The organism is Qaidamihabitans albus, assembly GCF_016464705.1.
In the GTDB taxonomy this organism is placed as follows: Bacteria; Actinomycetota; Actinomycetes; order Mycobacteriales; family Pseudonocardiaceae; genus Qaidamihabitans; species Qaidamihabitans albus.
The window spans coordinates 1-16493 of the sequence record NZ_JAEHOB010000035.1 but is presented as its reverse complement, the minus strand read 5'-3'; the positions used below and the strand labels follow the sequence as shown (position 1 = coordinate 16493).

Annotated in this window: 19 protein-coding genes and 3 pseudogenes; 9 read left to right on the top strand and 13 right to left on the bottom strand. The window is 67.9% G+C overall.

Annotated features, from left to right (window positions below):
- Positions 1 to 108 precede the first annotated feature (108 nt).
- Both JAP66_RS31530 and JAP66_RS31525 read right to left on the bottom strand, forming a co-directional pair.
- The gene (locus JAP66_RS31530; RefSeq protein WP_199435531.1) at positions 109 to 597 is read right to left on the bottom strand and encodes a DUF1772 domain-containing protein; all 489 of its coding nucleotides are present in this window, start codon (positions 595 to 597) and stop codon (positions 109 to 111) included.
- A 469-nt stretch (positions 598 to 1066) separates the two neighbouring features.
- A complete protein-coding gene (locus JAP66_RS31525) occupies positions 1067 to 1309 on the bottom strand; it encodes a hypothetical protein (RefSeq protein WP_199435530.1) in 243 nt (80 codons plus the stop codon).
- Positions 1310 to 1507: 198 nt separating this feature from the next.
- Here JAP66_RS31525 and JAP66_RS31520 point away from each other — a divergent pair, with 198 nt between their 5' ends.
- Positions 1508 to 2329, top strand: coding sequence for a helix-turn-helix domain-containing protein (locus JAP66_RS31520; RefSeq protein ID WP_199435533.1), 822 nt, complete (start codon positions 1508 to 1510; stop codon positions 2327 to 2329).
- Positions 2330 to 2398: 69 nt separating this feature from the next.
- On the top strand, positions 2399 to 2980 hold the full coding sequence (locus JAP66_RS31515) for a dihydrofolate reductase family protein (RefSeq protein WP_199435529.1): 582 nt from the start codon (positions 2399 to 2401) through the stop codon (positions 2978 to 2980).
- A 116-nt stretch (positions 2981 to 3096) separates the two neighbouring features.
- Here JAP66_RS31515 and JAP66_RS31510 read toward each other — a convergent pair whose 3' ends face one another.
- From JAP66_RS31510 to JAP66_RS33435, 4 genes and pseudogenes are all read right to left on the bottom strand, one after another.
- On the bottom strand, positions 3097 to 3525 hold the full coding sequence (locus JAP66_RS31510) for a nitroreductase family deazaflavin-dependent oxidoreductase (RefSeq protein ID WP_199435528.1): 429 nt from the start codon (positions 3523 to 3525) through the stop codon (positions 3097 to 3099).
- 507 nt (positions 3526 to 4032) lie between these two features.
- Positions 4033 to 4182: pseudogene (locus JAP66_RS33535) on the bottom strand (DDE-type integrase/transposase/recombinase); the annotation flags it as partial.
- Positions 4125 to 4577 (bottom strand): IS3 family transposase, encoded by a 453-nt coding sequence (locus JAP66_RS31505; protein WP_268963352.1) that lies wholly within the window; start codon positions 4575 to 4577, stop codon positions 4125 to 4127. The gene JAP66_RS31505 and the pseudogene JAP66_RS33535, both read right to left, overlap by 58 nt.
- 34 nt (positions 4578 to 4611) lie before the next feature.
- A pseudogene (locus JAP66_RS33435) lies at positions 4612 to 4809 on the bottom strand (transposase); the annotation flags it as partial.
- A gap of 68 nt (positions 4810 to 4877) precedes the next feature.
- On the opposite strand from JAP66_RS33435, the pseudogene JAP66_RS31500 reads away from it, so the two are divergent.
- A pseudogene (locus JAP66_RS31500) lies at positions 4878 to 5027 on the top strand (site-specific integrase); the annotation flags it as partial.
- On the opposite strand, the gene JAP66_RS33430 reads toward JAP66_RS31500, so the two are convergent.
- Positions 4955 to 5317 (bottom strand): ArsR/SmtB family transcription factor, encoded by a 363-nt coding sequence (locus JAP66_RS33430; RefSeq protein ID WP_372449036.1) that lies wholly within the window; start codon positions 5315 to 5317, stop codon positions 4955 to 4957. The pseudogene JAP66_RS31500 and the gene JAP66_RS33430 overlap by 73 nt on opposite strands.
- A 65-nt stretch (positions 5318 to 5382) precedes the next feature.
- On the opposite strand from JAP66_RS33430, the gene JAP66_RS31490 reads away from it, so the two are divergent.
- Genes JAP66_RS31490 through JAP66_RS31475 form a run of 4 tightly spaced genes read left to right on the top strand, consistent with a single transcriptional unit; the run spans position 5383 to position 8172 of the window.
- Positions 5383 to 5685, top strand: a complete 303-nt coding sequence (locus JAP66_RS31490) for an FAD-dependent oxidoreductase (protein ID WP_307849804.1) — start codon at positions 5383 to 5385, stop codon at positions 5683 to 5685.
- The gene (locus tag JAP66_RS31485; RefSeq protein ID WP_307849803.1) at positions 5682 to 5888 is read left to right on the top strand and encodes a hypothetical protein; all 207 of its coding nucleotides are present in this window, start codon (positions 5682 to 5684) and stop codon (positions 5886 to 5888) included. Before JAP66_RS31490 ends, JAP66_RS31485 begins: the two co-directional genes overlap by 4 nt.
- On the top strand, positions 5888 to 7111 hold the full coding sequence (locus JAP66_RS31480) for an MFS transporter (protein ID WP_199435525.1): 1224 nt from the start codon (positions 5888 to 5890) through the stop codon (positions 7109 to 7111). The genes JAP66_RS31485 and JAP66_RS31480 overlap by 1 nt, the downstream gene beginning before the upstream one ends.
- Complete coding sequence (locus tag JAP66_RS31475) at positions 7108 to 8172, top strand: flavin-containing monooxygenase (protein ID WP_199435524.1); 1065 nt, start codon at positions 7108 to 7110, stop codon at positions 8170 to 8172. The genes JAP66_RS31480 and JAP66_RS31475 overlap by 4 nt, the downstream gene beginning before the upstream one ends.
- A 642-nt stretch (positions 8173 to 8814) precedes the next feature.
- On the opposite strand, the gene JAP66_RS31470 is transcribed toward JAP66_RS31475, so the two are convergent.
- Positions 8815 to 9501: a TetR/AcrR family transcriptional regulator gene (locus JAP66_RS31470; RefSeq protein WP_199435523.1), complete on the bottom strand. Its 687-nt coding sequence runs from the start codon at positions 9499 to 9501 to the stop codon at positions 8815 to 8817.
- Positions 9502 to 9562: 61 nt separating this feature from the next.
- On the opposite strand from JAP66_RS31470, the gene JAP66_RS31465 reads away from it, so the two are divergent.
- Entirely contained in the window at positions 9563 to 10024 is a 462-nt protein-coding gene (locus tag JAP66_RS31465) for a VOC family protein (RefSeq protein ID WP_199435522.1), read from the top strand.
- A 583-nt stretch (positions 10025 to 10607) separates the two neighbouring features.
- On the opposite strand, the gene catC is transcribed toward JAP66_RS31465, so the two are convergent.
- The 5 genes from catC to JAP66_RS31440 are packed head-to-tail and all read right to left on the bottom strand — an operon-like array spanning position 10608 to position 15086.
- Positions 10608 to 10895 (bottom strand): muconolactone Delta-isomerase, encoded by a 288-nt coding sequence (catC, locus tag JAP66_RS31460; protein ID WP_199435521.1) that lies wholly within the window; start codon positions 10893 to 10895, stop codon positions 10608 to 10610.
- 5 nt (positions 10896 to 10900) lie between these two features.
- Positions 10901 to 12022, bottom strand: coding sequence for a muconate/chloromuconate family cycloisomerase (locus JAP66_RS31455; protein WP_199435520.1), 1122 nt, complete (start codon positions 12020 to 12022; stop codon positions 10901 to 10903).
- Positions 12019 to 12885 carry a catechol 1,2-dioxygenase gene (catA, locus tag JAP66_RS31450; protein ID WP_199435519.1) on the bottom strand — a complete coding sequence of 289 codons (867 nt, stop codon included), beginning with the start codon at positions 12883 to 12885 and terminating at the stop codon, positions 12019 to 12021. The genes JAP66_RS31455 and catA overlap by 4 nt, the downstream gene beginning before the upstream one ends.
- Positions 12886 to 12913: 28 nt before the next feature.
- Positions 12914 to 14500 (bottom strand): 4-hydroxyphenylacetate 3-hydroxylase family protein, encoded by a 1587-nt coding sequence (locus JAP66_RS31445; RefSeq protein WP_372449034.1) that lies wholly within the window; start codon positions 14498 to 14500, stop codon positions 12914 to 12916.
- Positions 14501 to 14519: 19 nt separating this feature from the next.
- Positions 14520 to 15086 carry a flavin reductase family protein gene (locus JAP66_RS31440; protein ID WP_199435532.1) on the bottom strand — a complete coding sequence of 189 codons (567 nt, stop codon included), beginning with the start codon at positions 15084 to 15086 and terminating at the stop codon, positions 14520 to 14522.
- Between the two features lie 116 nt (positions 15087 to 15202).
- Here JAP66_RS31440 and JAP66_RS31435 point away from each other — a divergent pair, with 116 nt between their 5' ends.
- Entirely contained in the window at positions 15203 to 16009 is an 807-nt protein-coding gene (locus tag JAP66_RS31435) for an IclR family transcriptional regulator domain-containing protein (RefSeq protein ID WP_372449033.1), read from the top strand.
- Positions 16010 to 16493 lie beyond the last annotated feature (484 nt).

Here is a 16493-nt window from a genome sequence, read left to right as displayed (position 1 = left end):
CCCTCGGCACGGTGCTGCGGCTGCGACGCCTACGACCCTGACAGTCGCCGTCCAAGTAATCCATAGGGTCACAGAGGACATCCGGTCTTGAAGCGGCGAGGCAGTTTGCTACGGACGTTCGTCGCGTTCACGACGGAAGCGAGTGCGTTCAATCGCGACGATCCCGGCACCAAGTGCGAGCAGCCGCAGTGCATTCGCGGCATGCCAGCGCGCCTTGAGCCCGGACAGACGTGCCGGCGGCAGGCCCTCATTGCCGGTCAGCAGCGGCACGTTCACAGTACGGATCAGGAATCCACTCAGGGCAACGGCGGCACCAAGAGCGCCAGCGGCTGTGCCTGCCGCGGCTCTGTGTCCTTGCCGCCAAGCGGTCGCCAGTGCCAACCCGGAAGCCGGGATTGCGACAAGGCCGTTGAGAGCGAAATACCGCACCGGGCTCCCCGGTGCGATGAGGCCGGGCCGCCGACGCGGGCGCGAGTCGATGAGCAACTGCGGGACGTCCACGAGACCTTCATACAAGTTGGCCACGAACCATGCGGTGTCGCCCACCAGAGCAATGTCAACGACAAGATCTTGACCGCGGCGCACGTATCTCCCCATGGCCGGAGTCTACCGCTCTGTAACGATTGGTTCCTCCATGGTCGGCCACAAGTGGGTGTCCACAATGGGCAGCCTCTACCCGAGGCCGCGATCGGCCTCCAGCAGGCGCAGCCACACCTCGCTCATCGTGGGGAACGCGGGCACGGCGTGCCACAACGTGTCCAGCGGCACCTCGCCGACGATCACACGGCGCCGCTGGTCGATGACGAGCTAGGCGGTGCCGGNGCCTCTACCCGAGGCCGCGATCGGCCTCCAGCAGGCGCAGCCACACCTCGCTCATCGTGGGGAACGCGGGCACGGCGTGCCACAACGTGTCCAGCGGCACCTCGCCGACGATCACACGGCGCCGCTGGTCGATGACGAGCTAGGCGGTGCCGGGTACAGCTCGGCCAGCTTGTCCGGCTCCCGCCCGACAGGGCGGTCCGGACGTCACCGAGCGAATCGACCATGGCGTGAATCTCGGCCTCGCTCAGTGTGTCCGGCTCGCGGGTGTTGTCCAGCGCAGCCTGCGCGCTCGCCTTGTCGGCTGCGCCTGGTTGATCGCATCCTGGAACCGCCGCAACTTCGCCTGCGCATCCGCCAACCGCCTCCGCGCCTGCTCGGTATCCACCTGCCGCTGCCCGCCCTGCGACTCGACCAGCATCCGCACCGTCCGATCCACGTTCGCCGGAGCGAGCAGCTCCCCGATCCAGCCGTTCACGGCGTCCCGCACCGGGGCCTCCCGAATGTAGACGGTCGCCGGATGCTCGGCGAGCGCGGGTGAGCCTGGCGCGAGCGTCCTCGCTGGGCAGCGGTAGTACATCCCATGATCGGCGCCGGCTCGATGCTGGCGGCAGCGCGGCTGGACCATCCCGGCGCGCGATGCCGGCGGGTCGTCGGCGATGCTGTGGGCGTGGAGTACGTGTCCAGAGTGCCGCGACCGCCGTTGGACGGGCTGATCGACGACCTTTACTACCTGGAGGGTGCGCCGCCGTACGCCCGGCTGACGCTGCCGCCGATGCCGGCGGCGCTGCTCATCGTCAACCTCGGGGCGTCGTTCCGCGTCCGCGCCGGCACCGACATCGAGCCGGCCGAGTACGCCGACGGCTGCGTGGTCACCATGCCCACCCGCGCGTTGGAGTTCGGTTACCCACTCCGGACCCGGTCCGTCGGCGTGCACTTCAAGCCGTGGGGGCTGGCGCCGTTCCTGTCGATGCCCGCGGCCGAGCTGTGTGACCGGCCGGTGACGGTAGAGCAGGTTTGGGGCCGGCCCGCCATTGCTGAGCTGCGAGACCGGCTGGCCACGGCGGACGGACCGCACGAGATGCTGACGCTGCTCGAGGAGGAGCTGATGCGACGGCTGTGCGAGACCGCCGGCCTGGGGCTGGTCCGCCATACGAGCAGTGTCATCGCGGCGACCAGCGGGGCGGTGGCGATCGGCGACCTGAGGGTGGCAGCCGGTGTCAGCAACACTCATCTGGCACAGCGGTTCAAGGAGCTCATCGGCGTCACGCCGAAGCGGCTGGCCCGCACCTACCGCTTCTTCGCCACCGTGTTCGCGATCAACTTCGCCGGACCGATCGACTGGGGCGACCTTGCCGGTGGCGCAGGGTACTTCGACCAGGCCCACTTCGGCCACGAGTTCCGGGCGTTCACCGGGCTCACGCCGACCCGGTACGTCGAGGTCCGGCGGCGGTTCCTGCGCGAACATCCCGGCCACGCGCTGGACAGCTGGCCGCTGCCGGCCGATTGATTTCTTACAAGAGCGACAGCTCACGACACGCTAATTTGGGAGTCCAAAGCAGAGGAGAGGAGAGGCCCCGTGGGCAAGGTGGTCATGTACAACGTGGTGTCGGTGGACGGCTTCGTCGCGGACGAGAATGACCAGCCCGGACCGCTGTTCGACTGGTACTTCAACGGTGACGTCCCGCTGGACGAGAGCGGCGAGCTGAAGGTGTCGCAGACCTCCTACGACTACACCCGGCCGTACTGGGACCAGATCGGGGCGCTGATCGTCGGCCGCCACGTCTTCGACATGACGGACGGCTGGGACGGGAAGCCTCCGGGTGGGGGTGACCACGTGGTCGTCGTGACGCACCGGCCGGAGCCCGAGGGCTGGGATCCCGAGGCGCCGTTTCACTTCGTCGACGGCGTCGAGGCAGCCATGGCCAAGGCGCAGGAGCTTGCGGGTGACCGCATGATCGTGGTCTCCGCTGGCGAGGTCGGTGGCCAGGTGCTTGCCGCGGGCCTGGTCGACGAGGTGCGTATGGACGTCGTACCCGTGGTGTTCGGGTCCGGCAAGCGCTACTTCGGGTCGGTCCACGCGCAGCACCTGTTGGAGGATCCTGACGTGGTGATTCAGGGCAACCGGGTGCTTCACCTGCGCTATCGGGTGCGCCGTTGACCGATCTGAGCGGGTACGCGAAGAAGACCACTGGAACGGTGACACAAGATCGTCTCGGGATCCGCGTGCGAATCGGCTCGGATAGCCACCGATCGCATCTGCCTGAACCCCTGGGCTCAGGCAGGGGTGAGTAGCACGAGCGGGATCTCACGCGCGGTCTTGCGCTGGTAGCTCGCGTAGGCCCGGTATGCCGCCACCACACGCGGCCAGAGCGCAGCCCGCTCGTCCGCACTAGCGATCCTGGCCTTCATCGGGTGTCGTGGCCCTTGCTGCAGCGACACCTCGACAGCGGGATTGTCGCGCAGGTTGAGAAACCACGCTGGATGGGTAGGGTCCCCGCCTCGGGACGCCACGACGACGATGGTGTCGCCGTCGACGATAGGCGCGGTGAGCATGACCGATCGTGTCTCACCGGACTTCCGTCCGATCGTGGTGAGCTCCAGCGACGGCATACCCGCGATCGTGCGGCCGAGCCGGCCCCCGGTGATTTTGAGCAGAAGTCGGTGCCCGGCGTTCATCGTCTTCAGCTGGAGATCAGTCGGCATGATTCAAGCCTAGTTGGTCAGACGCATCCGCACGCTGCGCCACCTGGCCCTGGCGCTTTGTCGTCGGTCGACGCCATGTTCTGTCGCATGAACACGCATCCTGCGCAGTGTCATGCGTCAAGGAGTTGGCAGGGTTTGATCTTGGTATAGCTGGGCTCAGTACGTGTATGTTTAGCCTCCGGTTAGTGAGATTTTCACCGTACGGGGTATCCGCAACAGCGCAGATCACAGCGGTGGCGGTGGGCTCGTCTCGTCCCCGCCGGTACGTCGGAGGTTTCCTTTCCGTACGGAGCATCCGCTTGGCGTGGTGGTCAACTGGTCAACCAGCCCTCGGTGTGGCCTGACCGATGAGTTTTGCGCGCCGTGCTGGTCTGTACGCCGAAGTACCGACTCACGGGAGGCTGACGCCATGCGGAACTGACCTTGACTGGAGACAGTCCGGTCCGTCGTCGACAGCCGTCCTGGCCGCGTGGTTCGGTTTCGCGGGCCTCTGGGCGTGCGCTCGGCGATGGACCAGCCGATGATGCGGCGGGAGTAGGCATCCATCACCGCCGCGCAGTACAGTCGGCCCTCGCCGGTGGAGTGCTCGGTGATGTCGGTCAGCCACAGCCGGTCCGGCCCGTCCACGGCGAACTGGCGACTGACCCGGTCAGTGGCCGGGTCGTCGGCTGGGTTGCGGATCGTGCAGCCATGCCGACGGCGCCGGTACAGGCCTGCAGCCCGGCCTCGCGCATCAACCGGCGCACCCGCTTGTGGTTGACCTCGAGCCCGAGCCCCAGCCGCAGCTCAGCGTGCACCCGGGGCCAGCCGTAGGTACCCCGGGACTGCTCGTGGACCTCGGCGATGTGTTTCATGAGTAATGCGTTCTCCTCGGCGCGGGCCGACGGTGGACGGCCGCGCCAGTCGTAATATCCCGATCTCGACACGCCGAGTACTCGGCAGGCCACCGACACGTCGATGCCGTCGTCGGCCAGCTCGTGGACCAACCGATATTGTAGTTTGGGAGGATGTTTCCTTCGCGAAGAACGCCGCTGCGCGCTTGAGGATCTCATTTTCCATTTCCAGTCGCCGTTTCTCGCGGCGCAACTGCGCGAGCTCACGTTTCTCTGCCGACGTCAGCCGGGAATCGCTACCGTTCTCGTCGGCATCGGCCTGGGCCATCCAGCGCCGCAGGCACGACTCGCTGACCTGTAGCTGCTTGGCGACCTCAGCAACCGGTTGATCGCCCTGACGGGCCAGCTCAACAGCACGACGACGGAACTCAGGCGGGTGCGGTGCAGGCATGATCACATCCTTTCCTGATGACCACAGTCACCTCACGGAAGGTGTCCGATCTACGGGGCCAAGCTCAGGTGGAACGCAGCTTCGGGTTCGCCACAGCACACGCCTACGCCGGCCACACCGACACCCGCGATGACGCCACCAGCACCTATGTCAGAGCCGACATCACCGATGTCGCGACCGCCCTGGCCACCCTGACCGGAGAACCACACCCCCTCGCCACAAGACCATGAAGAACACACCGACGAGCCCGGCGTAGGAAGCCGATGTCGGCGAGCTTGCGGATGTGGTGGGAGCAGGCGGACTGGCTGATGCCGAGCTGCTCGGTCAGGGCGCCGACGGTGATGCCTCCGGGATCGGTGGCCACCGCGTGCGGCGTCCGCACCCGGGCCGGCTCGGGCAGGCGAACCACTCGGCGTAGACGCGGTGGCGTCCTGGTCGGGCAGGAGCTGCGGACCGCGGAGCGGCGCTCGTCATGTTCTTCATTATCGACGTAGATCGATGGTTGCATCAATCGATGATGGTAGATACATTCAACCCGACTCTATCGATGGATAACGATGAAAGGCGGGAGCAATGGGCGAGTTGCCCGTGGCGGTGGTCGGAGCCGGTCCCGTGGGTTTGGCCGCGGCGGTCGGGCTGGCCGAACGCGGGATCGATCCGGTGGTGCTGGAACGTAGGCCCGAGGCGGGGGCCGCGGTCACCGAGTGGCGCCACGTGCGGTTGTTCTCGCGGTGGCCGGAACTGGTGGCCCCGGCCGCGGGACGCCTGCTTGCCGCAACCGGCTGGCAGCCGCCGTCCGACGAGACTTACCCGACGGTGCCGAATGAGCGAGCGCGTACATGCGCCCGCTCGCCGCGCCGACTTTCCTTGCGATGATCGGCTATGAGCAGGTGCGTAGCCTCGCCGCCGCGCTGGCCGGCGATCGGGAGGCGGCCGAGCGGGTCGAGCTCGTGCTACCCGAGACCGGGTGTGGCGGGGGCGCTGGGTTGTTCGACGAACCCGAGACCGCCGCCGGAGGCGGATGTTGCGCGGGCGAGCCGGAAGGCCTCACCCTGACGGCGCCGTCGGCCGAGCGCTGATGGTCCCGGCCACGGCGGCGCGGCCTGGCGCGCTGGATCGCGCCGCGTTGCGCCGCGTGCTTGCCACACTGTGTGTCACCGAGATCACCAGCTGGGGCGTGCTGTACTACGCGTTCCCGGTGCTGGCCGCGGACATCAGCGCGACGACCGGCTGGTCGCTGCCGTCGCTGACCGCGGCCTTCTCCGCGAGCCTGCTCGTCGCCGCGCTGGTCGGCATCCCGGTCGGCCGGGTGCTCGACCGGCGCGGCCCTCGGGCAGTGATGACGGCCGGATCGATACTGGCGGTACCCGCCGTACTGGCCATCGCCGCCGCGCAGAACCTGGTGTGGTTCTTCGGCGCGTGGCTGCTGGCCGGGGTCGCGATGGGCGCCGTGCTCTACCCGCCGGCGTTCGCGGCGCTCACTCGCTGGTACGGGCCGCGCCGGGTGCGGGCGCTGACGGTACTCACGCTGGCGGCGGGCCTGGCCAGCACCGTGTTCGCGCCGCTGACGGCCGCGCTCGCGGCGCACCTGGGCTGGCGGCAGGCCTACGTCGTACTCGCCGTCGTGCTCGCGGTGGTCACGGTGACCGGGCACGCATGGGGACTGCGTGGCCCGTGGCCGCGTCCCGGCACGGTCGGGGCTGGCTCCCCGGGCCAGGCGCCGGAGCAGGTGGTGCGCAGCCGCGCCTTCGTCGCACTCGTCGCGGCACTGGCACTGAGCGCCTTCGCAGCCTTCGCGGTGGTGGTCAACCTGGTGCCGCTTCTCGCCGAGCGGGGGATCGGCGCGGGCACGGCGGCGGTCGCACTCGGCCTCGGCGGCCTCGGCCAGGTGCTCGGCCGGCTCGGCTACGACCCACTCGTCCAACGGTTGGGCGTGCGGGCCCGCACGGTGCTGGTGCTGATCGCGGTCGCGCTCACCACCGCCCTGCTCGGCGCGCTGACCTCGGCGGCCGCGCTGATCGTCGCGGCCGTCGTCGCCGGCATGGCACGGGGCATCCTCACGCTGCTGCAGGCCACGGCGGTCACCGACCGATGGGGAGCCACTCACTACGGCCGCCTGACCGGGATCCTGTCCGCTCCGCTGACCATCACCGTGGCCCTGGCTCCGTGGGCCGGGGCGAGCATCGCCGCCCTCACCGGCGGCTATTCCCCGATGTTTCTCGTGCTCGCGATCCTGGCGCTGGGTGGCTCCGCGCTCGGGCTCGCCAGCACCCCATCCGCAACAACCGAGAGGGAATCATGAACGATGTCATCGTCATCGGCGGCGGCCAGTCCGGCCTCGCCGCCGCCCGCGCCGCCCAGGCCCACGGCCTGACCCCGCTGATCCTGGAAGCCGGACGGGAACCGACCGGTTCGTGGCCGCACTACTACGACAGCCTCACGCTGTTCTCCCCCGCCGGCTACAGCGGGATGCCCGACGTCCCCTTCCCCGGCGATCCCGAGCGCTACCCTATTCGCGACGAGGTCGCCGACTACCTGCGTGCCTACGCCGCCAGCCTCGACGTGGAAATCCACACCGGAACCCGGGTCAGCGCCGTCACCACGGACAACGACAGGGGCTTCCTCATTCGGACCGAGGCCGGCGAGACACTGCCCGCCGCTGGTGTGATCGCCGCTAGCGGGTCCTTCGGAAACCCCTACCTACCGGTGCTGCCGGGCCAGGACAGCTTCACCGGCCGACTGCTGCACGTCGCCGACTACCGCGATCCCAAGCCCTATGCCGGGCAGCGAGTGCTGGTGGTCGGGGCCGGGAACTCCGCGGTGCAGGTCGGCTACGAACTGGCCGACGTCGCGGAGGTCACGCTCGCCACCCGGCATCCCGTCGGTTTCGTCCCGCAACGACACGACGGACGGGACCTGCACTACTGGCTGCACCACACCGGGTTCGACGACCTGCCCCCGGAATGGCTAACCCGCCTCGTCACGACCACCCTGGTCCTGGACACCGGCGACTACCGCCACGCCGTCGAGACCGGCCGGCTGGACCGCCGCCCCATGTTCACCGCCTTCGACGGCGACCACGTGGTGTGGCCCGACGGCATGCGGGAGCAAGTGGACACCATTCTGTTCGCCACCGGCTACCGCCCGCACCTGGACTACCTCGAACCGCTGGGCGCCCTCGTCGACGGGCTGCCCCGGCACACCGGCGGCATCTCCACCTCCCACCTTGGCCTGGTGTACGTGGGACTGGAGTTTCAGCGGTCGTTTGCCTCCAACACGCTGCGCGGGGTGCATCGCGACGCCGAGTACGTCGCGGCCGCACTGGCCGCGCACGTCCGCAAGGCAGGCACCTTGGTCGCTTGATCGGAGGGAGCGGCGGCTCCGGACGGCGGCGTATGCCAGCTGTTCATTCACCCGTTGATGGCATCCCGCGTCGGTTACGTCGCTCGGTGAGAAGTTCCACCGATCGGGGATGGTTGAATGGAGTGGCAAAGGCGTCGCAGTGTCCGTGGCCGACCGGGGGTCTCGGCGTCGTGAGCGCGTTCGATGTCCGATTCCGTCGCGGCGAGGTCGTTGACCGACAGTGAAGCCGGGAGTCGTGCACAACGACGCGACAGCGTGACGGAACCGGGGCCGCGAGCCACGTGCCGCCGTCGACAGCCGTGGACGATGCGGTGTGGCATACACCGTCGCCTCGGTGCTGCCGTTGGTGTGGCGTCGCCAGGCGAACGGGTTATTTCGGCGCGAATCGTGGAAACCGCGACATCGCACCCTGCTACGAGCCGAGCGTTGAGCGAACGACCACGCAACCTGCAGCGTGTGACGGAACACCGGTGACCACGATTGGTCTGGTACACGTCGAGGGCAACTGGGAGGAGTCCCACGCGCCGAACACACTCTCAGCGAACGGCTCACCGCACGCGGCGAAAGGTACCGGGCGACGGCGTCCAGCTAGTCCCTGGTGAACAGCGCTTCGGTTCGAGCCGTGGTCGCTTGCCGAGGCGATCATCCCTGCGCGCGTCCGCGCGTTGTTCGGGTGGACGCTCCGTTGGTACGCAGAAGCTGCTGAATGAGGCTGGATTCCAGCCAGGCCTGGTAGTGCGGGACGCTCCAGCGTCGGTGGCGCCGCAAGAGTTGGTGCATGTGCGGTGACGAGAGCGCGTACATGATGTCGGCCGCCGTGATGGCATCGAGGCCATCTCGTAGCAGCCCCCGCTCGTGGAGCGCCATCGTGAACGCCGAGCACACCTCGTGTGTGGCCGATGCGCCTGCGTCGGCGGCTGCGCGCATGTCCGGGTCAGCGCCCGCTGCCTCCACGCTGACCATGATGAGGTCGCTTGCGCGTTCGAGCAGCGGCACCGTGTAGGAGACGATCTGCTTAATCGCCAGCTCAGGGTCCGGCGCCTCTCGCGCCGCGATGATCTCGGGTCTGTCAGATACTCGAACCGGTTGCTCGTCGCCGACCGTTGCCACGCCGAGGGTGTGCCCGAAGAGCACTGGCTTGCTGGGGAAGGCATCGTAGAGCGTTCGCTCCCCGACCTCTGCGGCCGCGGCGACCTCCTTCATCGTCGTGGCGACATAGCCGCGCTGGACGAAGAGCAGTGCGGCGGCATTCCGGATGCGTGCCCGGGTTGCCGCCGCGGCCGCCGCTCGTCGTGGCGACCGATATTGCCGCTTGACTGAGTCGGACATACGAGCCATCCTATCATCATTGACCGCAGTGCCACTGCGGCGAAAGTTTTGGGAGGCCGCCATGACTCGTCCCCCACTCGCTGGCGTGCACCACGTGAAGATCCCGGTCACCGACCTGCCGCGGTCAGTGTCCTGGTATGAGCGAGTCTTCGGGTTCCGGACCACCTTCGAGTTCCCAGACGACGACGGGGTGGTGCGTGGAGTCGGCGGGAAGGTGCCCGGCTTCGGTGACACGTTGGTCGCCTTCCGGGAGAACCCGGCTGCGGCGCAGGGCTGCAAGGGCTTCGACCCTTTCGGCTTCGCCGTCCGGGATCGCGCCGACATCGAGGCGTGGGCGCAGTATCTGGACAGGCTGAAGATCCCTCGCTCACCCGTCATCGACGCCTCCGTCGGCTGGCTGTTGGTGTTCAACGACCCGGATGGCCTCGAACTGCACCTGTATTCGTGGGAGGAACACGGGATAGACCAGTCCGGCCGCACCGGCTACGGACGCCCGGTCCTCCAGACCGAGGCCGGCGCGTGAGCCTCGCACGCGCGGTCGAGCGCATGTTCGCTCCCGCGCCGCGGCCCGGCCTGGTGGGCGCTGAGGTCGAGCTGGTCGCGGTGACCGCCGGCGGCCGCCCGCGACCCGTCGACCTCGCCACGCTCGCACCGGCCTTCGATCTCGCGTTCACCGCTCATCACGATCACGGCAGCCAGACCTGTCCCTGGCGCACCCCAAGCGCCTCGAAGCTCCTGGGATCAAGCGTCAGTCGGCGCGGTCGGCTCGTCGTTCGGCAACGCCCTGGCCGAGACCGCTCACTACGCTCACCACCGAGCCCAGCACAGCCGAAGCTCTCAATCCAGTAGGTCTCCGGACATGCCGGGGCAGTTCACCTTTTGGTGTCGACGTCACCCGCGCCGAGATGGCCGGACGTGAAGTTTGTCCCGACCACGACCGCCGCCGCGTTTAACTCGCAGACCAGCACCAGGACACGGGCGGGGCGGGGCGAAACCAGCGATGGACTCCGTCGAACACGCCGATGGTGACGACACACACCGACCAGTCGGTAGTGACCTTCCTCGGGTCCCCACCACATCCGATCGCCCGTCGTGAACGGCTGCGGTCATGGCTGGGCCGCCAAGTCCGAAGGGTGCTGGGCAAGCGGTGTGACGTCGATGGTCATGAACGGGTACAGGGGCAGTGACGACAGGATGTCGTGCAACTCATCGCTGGAGCTGACGTCGAACACGCTGATGTTGCTGTACTTTCCGACGATTCGCCACAGGTGCGGCCACACACCGGAGCGCTGCAGGTCAAGCGCCTTGGCCTGCTCGGTGGTGACGAGCCTGTCGCGCTCGGCAGGGTCGAGGCCGTGCGGGATGGCGACGTCCATACGTACGTGAAAGAGCACGGTCCTCACTCCCTCGTGAACGCCCGCACGGCGTCCGGGTCGAGTTCGACGCCGAGCCCGGGTCCGTCGGGTAGATACAGCTCGCCGTCGGCGTAGCGCAGCGGGGTGGTCAGCAGCTCGTGCCGCATGAGTAGTGGTCCGAACAGCTCGCTGCCCCAGGTGACCGCCGGCGACGCGCACGCGAGGTGCAGGGATGCCACTGTGCCGAGCGGGCTCTCGATGGACGTGCCGCCGTGGCAGGGAATGCCCGCGGCGGCCGCGATCTCTGCGATCGCCTTGGTGTGCCGCAGGCCCCCGGACTTGGTGGTCTTGAGTGCGTACACGTCCGCCGCCCGCAGCCGCGCGAGCCGCAGGGCGTCGGTGGGCGTACGCAGGCTCTCGTCGGCCATCACCGGGATGGGCAGCGCGTGGTTGATTTCAGCGAGGGCCTCGAACTCCGCGCCGGGAACCGGCTGCTCAATGAGCTCGACACCGGCCTCGACCAGACGGGGCAGGTGGGTCAGCGAGGTGAGCAGATCCCAGCGGGCGTTGAGGTCCACCCGCACGCCCGCAACGCCGGCCAGCTTCTCCGCCACCGCGCAAACCCTGGCCACGTCCTCCACCGGGGACTGGGCACCCATCTTCAGTTTGAAACTCCGGTGGAGCCTGGCGTCGAGTTTGGCCATCGCCTCATCGATGACCACTGGTGCGGGCTCCGTACCCAGCGCCCAGGTCACTGGGACCGAGCGCCGCGCGAGGCCGCCAAGCAGGGTGTGCACCGGCACGTCGAGGCATCGGGCCCAGGCATCGTGCAGGGCGACCTCGATCGCGGCCTTGGCGTAGAGGTTCGTCGCTACCACGTCGTCGACGTCGCGCTGGATGCCGGCGATGTCGTCCACCGTCCTGCCGAGCAGTAGCGGGGCGATGTAGCGCTCGATGACCACTCGCATGGTCTCGACCGACTCGCCGCCCCACCACGGCCCGCCCGGCACGACGCCTTCGCCGGTACCGACAACGCCACCGCGGGTACGGATGTGCACCAGCAGCACGGGTTGGGCATCCATCCCGGCCCGGGCGAAGCGGTGCGATCGGTGCAGCGGCAGGTCGAGCAGGACGGTGTCGACACCGTCGATCCGCAGGTCGCTCATTCGCTTTCCTCGACGGAGTCTTCGAGGACGAAGTCGTATTCCGCGCGAAGGCGTCCGTCCTGCTGTGGTTTCGGGTCCAGCACCAGCTCGGGTTTGGTCGCCTCGGCGACGTCACTATCGAGCCAGTCTCCGCCCGCGAAGTAGAGCTGAGTGGTGATCGGCCGCTTGCCCGGCGCCCGCACGATAAGGTGCAGGTGCGCGGGCCGCCACGGATGCCAGCCCGCCGCGGTGATGAGCCTGCCGGTGGGCCCGTCCGTGGGGATCTGGTAGGGCGCCGGCCGCACGGTGCCGATCTCGAAGCGGCCCTCGCCGTCGGCGACGACGACTCCGCGCAGGTTTCCATCCGGGATGCCGGGCGCGAATCCCGAGTAATAGCCCTGATCGTCAGCGTGCCAGATGTCCAGCTCGGCCTCGGGCACCGGGTCTCCCGCCGTGTCCTGCACCTGCCCGGTGAACACCAGTGGGATGCCCGGCTCGTCGGGTCGCATCGGAAGGGTGGCCGTGGCCGGCAGCTTCAGTTGGTCGGGCAGGTAGTAGGGCCCGAGGATCGTGCCCTTGGTGCCGAGCTGGCTGCAGGCGGCGACCTCCTCCACGACGTGCTCGACGAACACATCCAGCAACAGCGGCCACTCACCGCCCTCCCCGACATCCATCAGCCACTGCTTCGCAGCCTGGAATTCGGGATAGGTGACCTCGTGGGTGCGGATGGCGTCGTGCACGCCTGCCAACACGGCGGTCACGACCTCGCTGACGCGCTCGGCGGGAACGGCCCCGGCCGAGATCCGCCGGCTGGTGGCGCGGAACGATGCGCTCGCCGAGCTGCCGGATCCGGCGGCGGTGGGGGAATCATGGGCGGTGGTCATGGGAATACCTCCTCGTCAGGCGCCGTGGTCATGGCTTCCGGAGAGCGGTGTCGCCGGGGTTGAACAGGTCCGGCACGGTCCAGCCGTTCAGGTCGTACTCGGCCATGCATTGCTCGGCGAACCCCGCCATCGCGTCGGCCGCACCCGACTGCTGTGCGGCGAACAGCAGCTCGGCGCGGACGCCCTCGTGATTACCGGAGTAGTTGCGCTCGTAGAGCTCGTGGCGGCCGCCGAACTCGCTGCCGATGGAGTCCCAGATCAGCTTCATCAGCTTGACCCGTTCGACGGAGTCCATCCCGTTGGAACCCCGCACATACTTGTCGAGGTAGGGGCGGATCTCCGGCGAGCCGAAGTCCTTGGCGCTGGAGGGTAGGTAGATCAGGCCGCTGCCGAGGTCTTGCAGGATGATCTCGCGGATCCTCGGATATCCCACGGTCATGAACCAGCGGTAGGCCAGTCCGAAGTCCAGGTGCGGCAGTACCGCACCATTGACCCACTCGTCGGGCCTTGCCGCCATCGCCTCGGACAGTGCCCAGAACATGTTGCGCCAGCCGATGACCTCGCCGACGCGAGTCTGGATGCCGCGGAAGTCCTTCGTGCCGGTGGCTTCCACACCCTTGAGCAGCAGGCCGGCGAGGAAGTCGAGCTTGACCGCGAGGCGGGTCACGCCATGGAAGGTGAAGCGGTGCAGGAAGCCGGAGCCGGGAAAGAACGTGCTCGCCTTCTCCGGATCACCGAAGATGAAGACGTTCTCCCACGGAATCTTTACCTTGTCGAGCACGAAGATCGTGTCGTTCTCGTCGAACCGCGACGAGAGCGGGTAGTCGAACGGGCCGGTCGTCGAGTCGGCGACATGTGAGTAGGAGTTGCGGCAGATCAACTTCATCCCGGGCGCGCCCATCGGCACTGTGCAGACCAGCGCGAACTCCCGCTTCTTGATCGGCAGCCCGTAGTGCGCGATGAAGTTGTAGTTGGTGATCGCCGAACCGGTGGCCACGACTTTGGCGCCGGAAACGATGAGGCCGTCGTCGCGCTCTTCCTCGACGTGCATGAACACGTCGCGCACCTCATCGGGGTCGCGGTGGCGATCAACCGGCGGGTTGATGATCGCGTGGTTCCAGTACAGCACCTTCTCCTGCGACTCGGTGTACCAGCGCCGTGCGTTGTCGGCGAACGGCTCGTAGAAGTCGGCGTTCGCCCCGAGGGTGCCGAGGAAGGATGCCTTGTAGTCTGGGCTGCGACCCATCCAGCCGTAGCTCATCCGCGCCCACTCGGCAATCGCGTCGCGGTCAGCGTAGAGGTCGGCACTGCTGCGCGGGGTCCGGAAGAACGGGTGCGTGAGCCCGTTGCTGCCGGTGTCGGTCGGAGCAGTGAGCACATCCTGCTTGTCCGGGTCGTGCAGGGCGTCGTAGAGACGCGCGGTCATCCGTGCCGAATTGCGGAATGCCGGGTGCGTCGTGACGTCGTCGACCTTCTCGCCGTAGATGAACACCTCGCGTCCATCGCGGATGGACTCGAGGTACTCATCCCCTGTCATGGGGCGCGTGGGCTCGCCCGCATTCGGCGAAGCCGTGGTTGCGGCGGTGGTGACACCGTCATTCTGCTGGATCGACATCAGGAACCTCTCTTCGTCGTCAGGACGCGTACTTGCGCGAACGCAGTGGAGCGAACTCGGTGGCGGCACCGAACCAGCCGAGGTCGGGGCAGTCGACCGACGCAGCCCAGTGCGTGTCGGTGTCGAGCTGTGCCAGGTCACGGAACCCGCCCGCGAAGAACAGCAACGGATCGGCGTCGCTGGTCTCGAGGTCCGTGACCTCGCCGAGCACGATGACGTGGTCCCCACCGTCGTAGGTCCGCCACGGCAGGCACGAGATGGTGGCTGCATTGCCGACCAGGACCGGCGCGAGCACGCCATCCGCCCACTGCGGCTCGAGATCCTGCGGACGGCCCGCGAAATGCCATGCGATGCCCAGTTGACTCGCCGCGAGCACGTTGACCGCAAACGGCTTGCCGTCGAGGTACTGACATGCCTTCGACTGCCGGGTCACGGTCACCTGGCACAACGCCGGCTCCAGCGACACGGCCGTAAAGGCGTTCACGGTCGCCCCGTGCGGCTCGCCCTCAGGGTTCCTGCAAGTCACGACCGTGACTCCGGTGGCGAACCGGCCGAAGCCGCGCCGGATTTCACGCTGGTCGAGCATCTTCGCGCGCACCTCCTTGTACGCTATGCGTTCAATCTATACGCTATGCGAATGTATGCGAAGACTGCCCTAGAGCGCTGCACCTGTCAAGATTCGGGTGGGGAATGATGGACCTGATGGCGACCGACACAAACGATCGTGACTACATCCAGAGCATCGAACGGGGCTTCGCGGTGCTGCTGGCGTTCGACGCCGAGCGGGCGAACCCCACGCTGGCGGACATCGCCGCGGCCACGCAGCTATCCCGGCCAGCGGTACGCCGCATCCTGCTTACCCTCCAGCGGCTCGGCTACGTCCAAGCCAACGGTCGCCACTGGTCGCTCACCCCACGCGTGCTGAGCATCGGCCAGCACTACTCCGCCACTCACGGGATGACCGAGGTGGCCCAGCCGCACCTCCTGCACCTCGCCGAACAAACCGGTGAGTCGGCCTCGCTCGCCGCGCTGGACGGCGCCGACGTCGTATACATCGCCCGCGTACCTGTCCGCCGAATCATGAGCATCAACGTCTCCATCGGCACCCGTGTCCCCGCGCACGCGACCTCGATGGGCCGGGTGCTACTGGCCTGGGCTTCCTCCGAGCAGGTCGACGAGGTGATCGCCGAGTCCGGGCTGCGCGCCTACACCCCGCATACGGTCACCGACGAAAGCGAGTTCCGCCGCGAACTACGCACCGTGCAAGAACAGGGCTGGTCCCTCGTCGCCGAGGAGCTCGAGCTCGGCCTCCTCTCGATCTCGGCACCAGTACGTGACCAGACCGGCGCGGTGGTGGCGGCCCTGGCCTCCTCGACTTCGAGCGGACGCTCCGACGCTGCACACCTACGCACCGAGGTCGTTCCCCTCCTGCTCCGGACCGCCGCGCGGATCAGCAGCGACCTCGGGCACCGGACAAACGCGCGCGCCGGGCGAGACGGGTTCTTCTGACTACGCGAGATGCGGGGCCACACGACTACGGTGCCAGGCGGGCATCGAGCTTCCAAGGTTCGTGCCGACGACGATGCCTGGGTGCGCGGCGTAGCCGTCACCGGCTACGCCGACGTGCGCAGGTTCGCCAGCGGCCAGTCCGAGACCCCCATGTCCTGGTCGCTGTGGGAGCGGACGGTCGGAGCCCGATGTACCGGGTCACGAAGGTGTCGATCGACTCCCTGTCGGGAGGTCCAGCTGACTGGGCATGCGCTCGCCCATCGACTACGAACTCGCCGAGCGGGACCATCCCGAGGAGCCAACTGCTCCCGCGCGCTGATCAGGAGTAGCAAGGCCGGTGCGTCGCGACAACGTGTGGCGTTGAACGCCGCCCGCCTACATCCCGAACGTCTTCAATCGGGCTGTGATCAGTCGTGTTCCACGAGTTCGACGCGAATGATGTGTGTCGGCGGCACGTGAAAACTGACCACGGCGTGGCATCCGA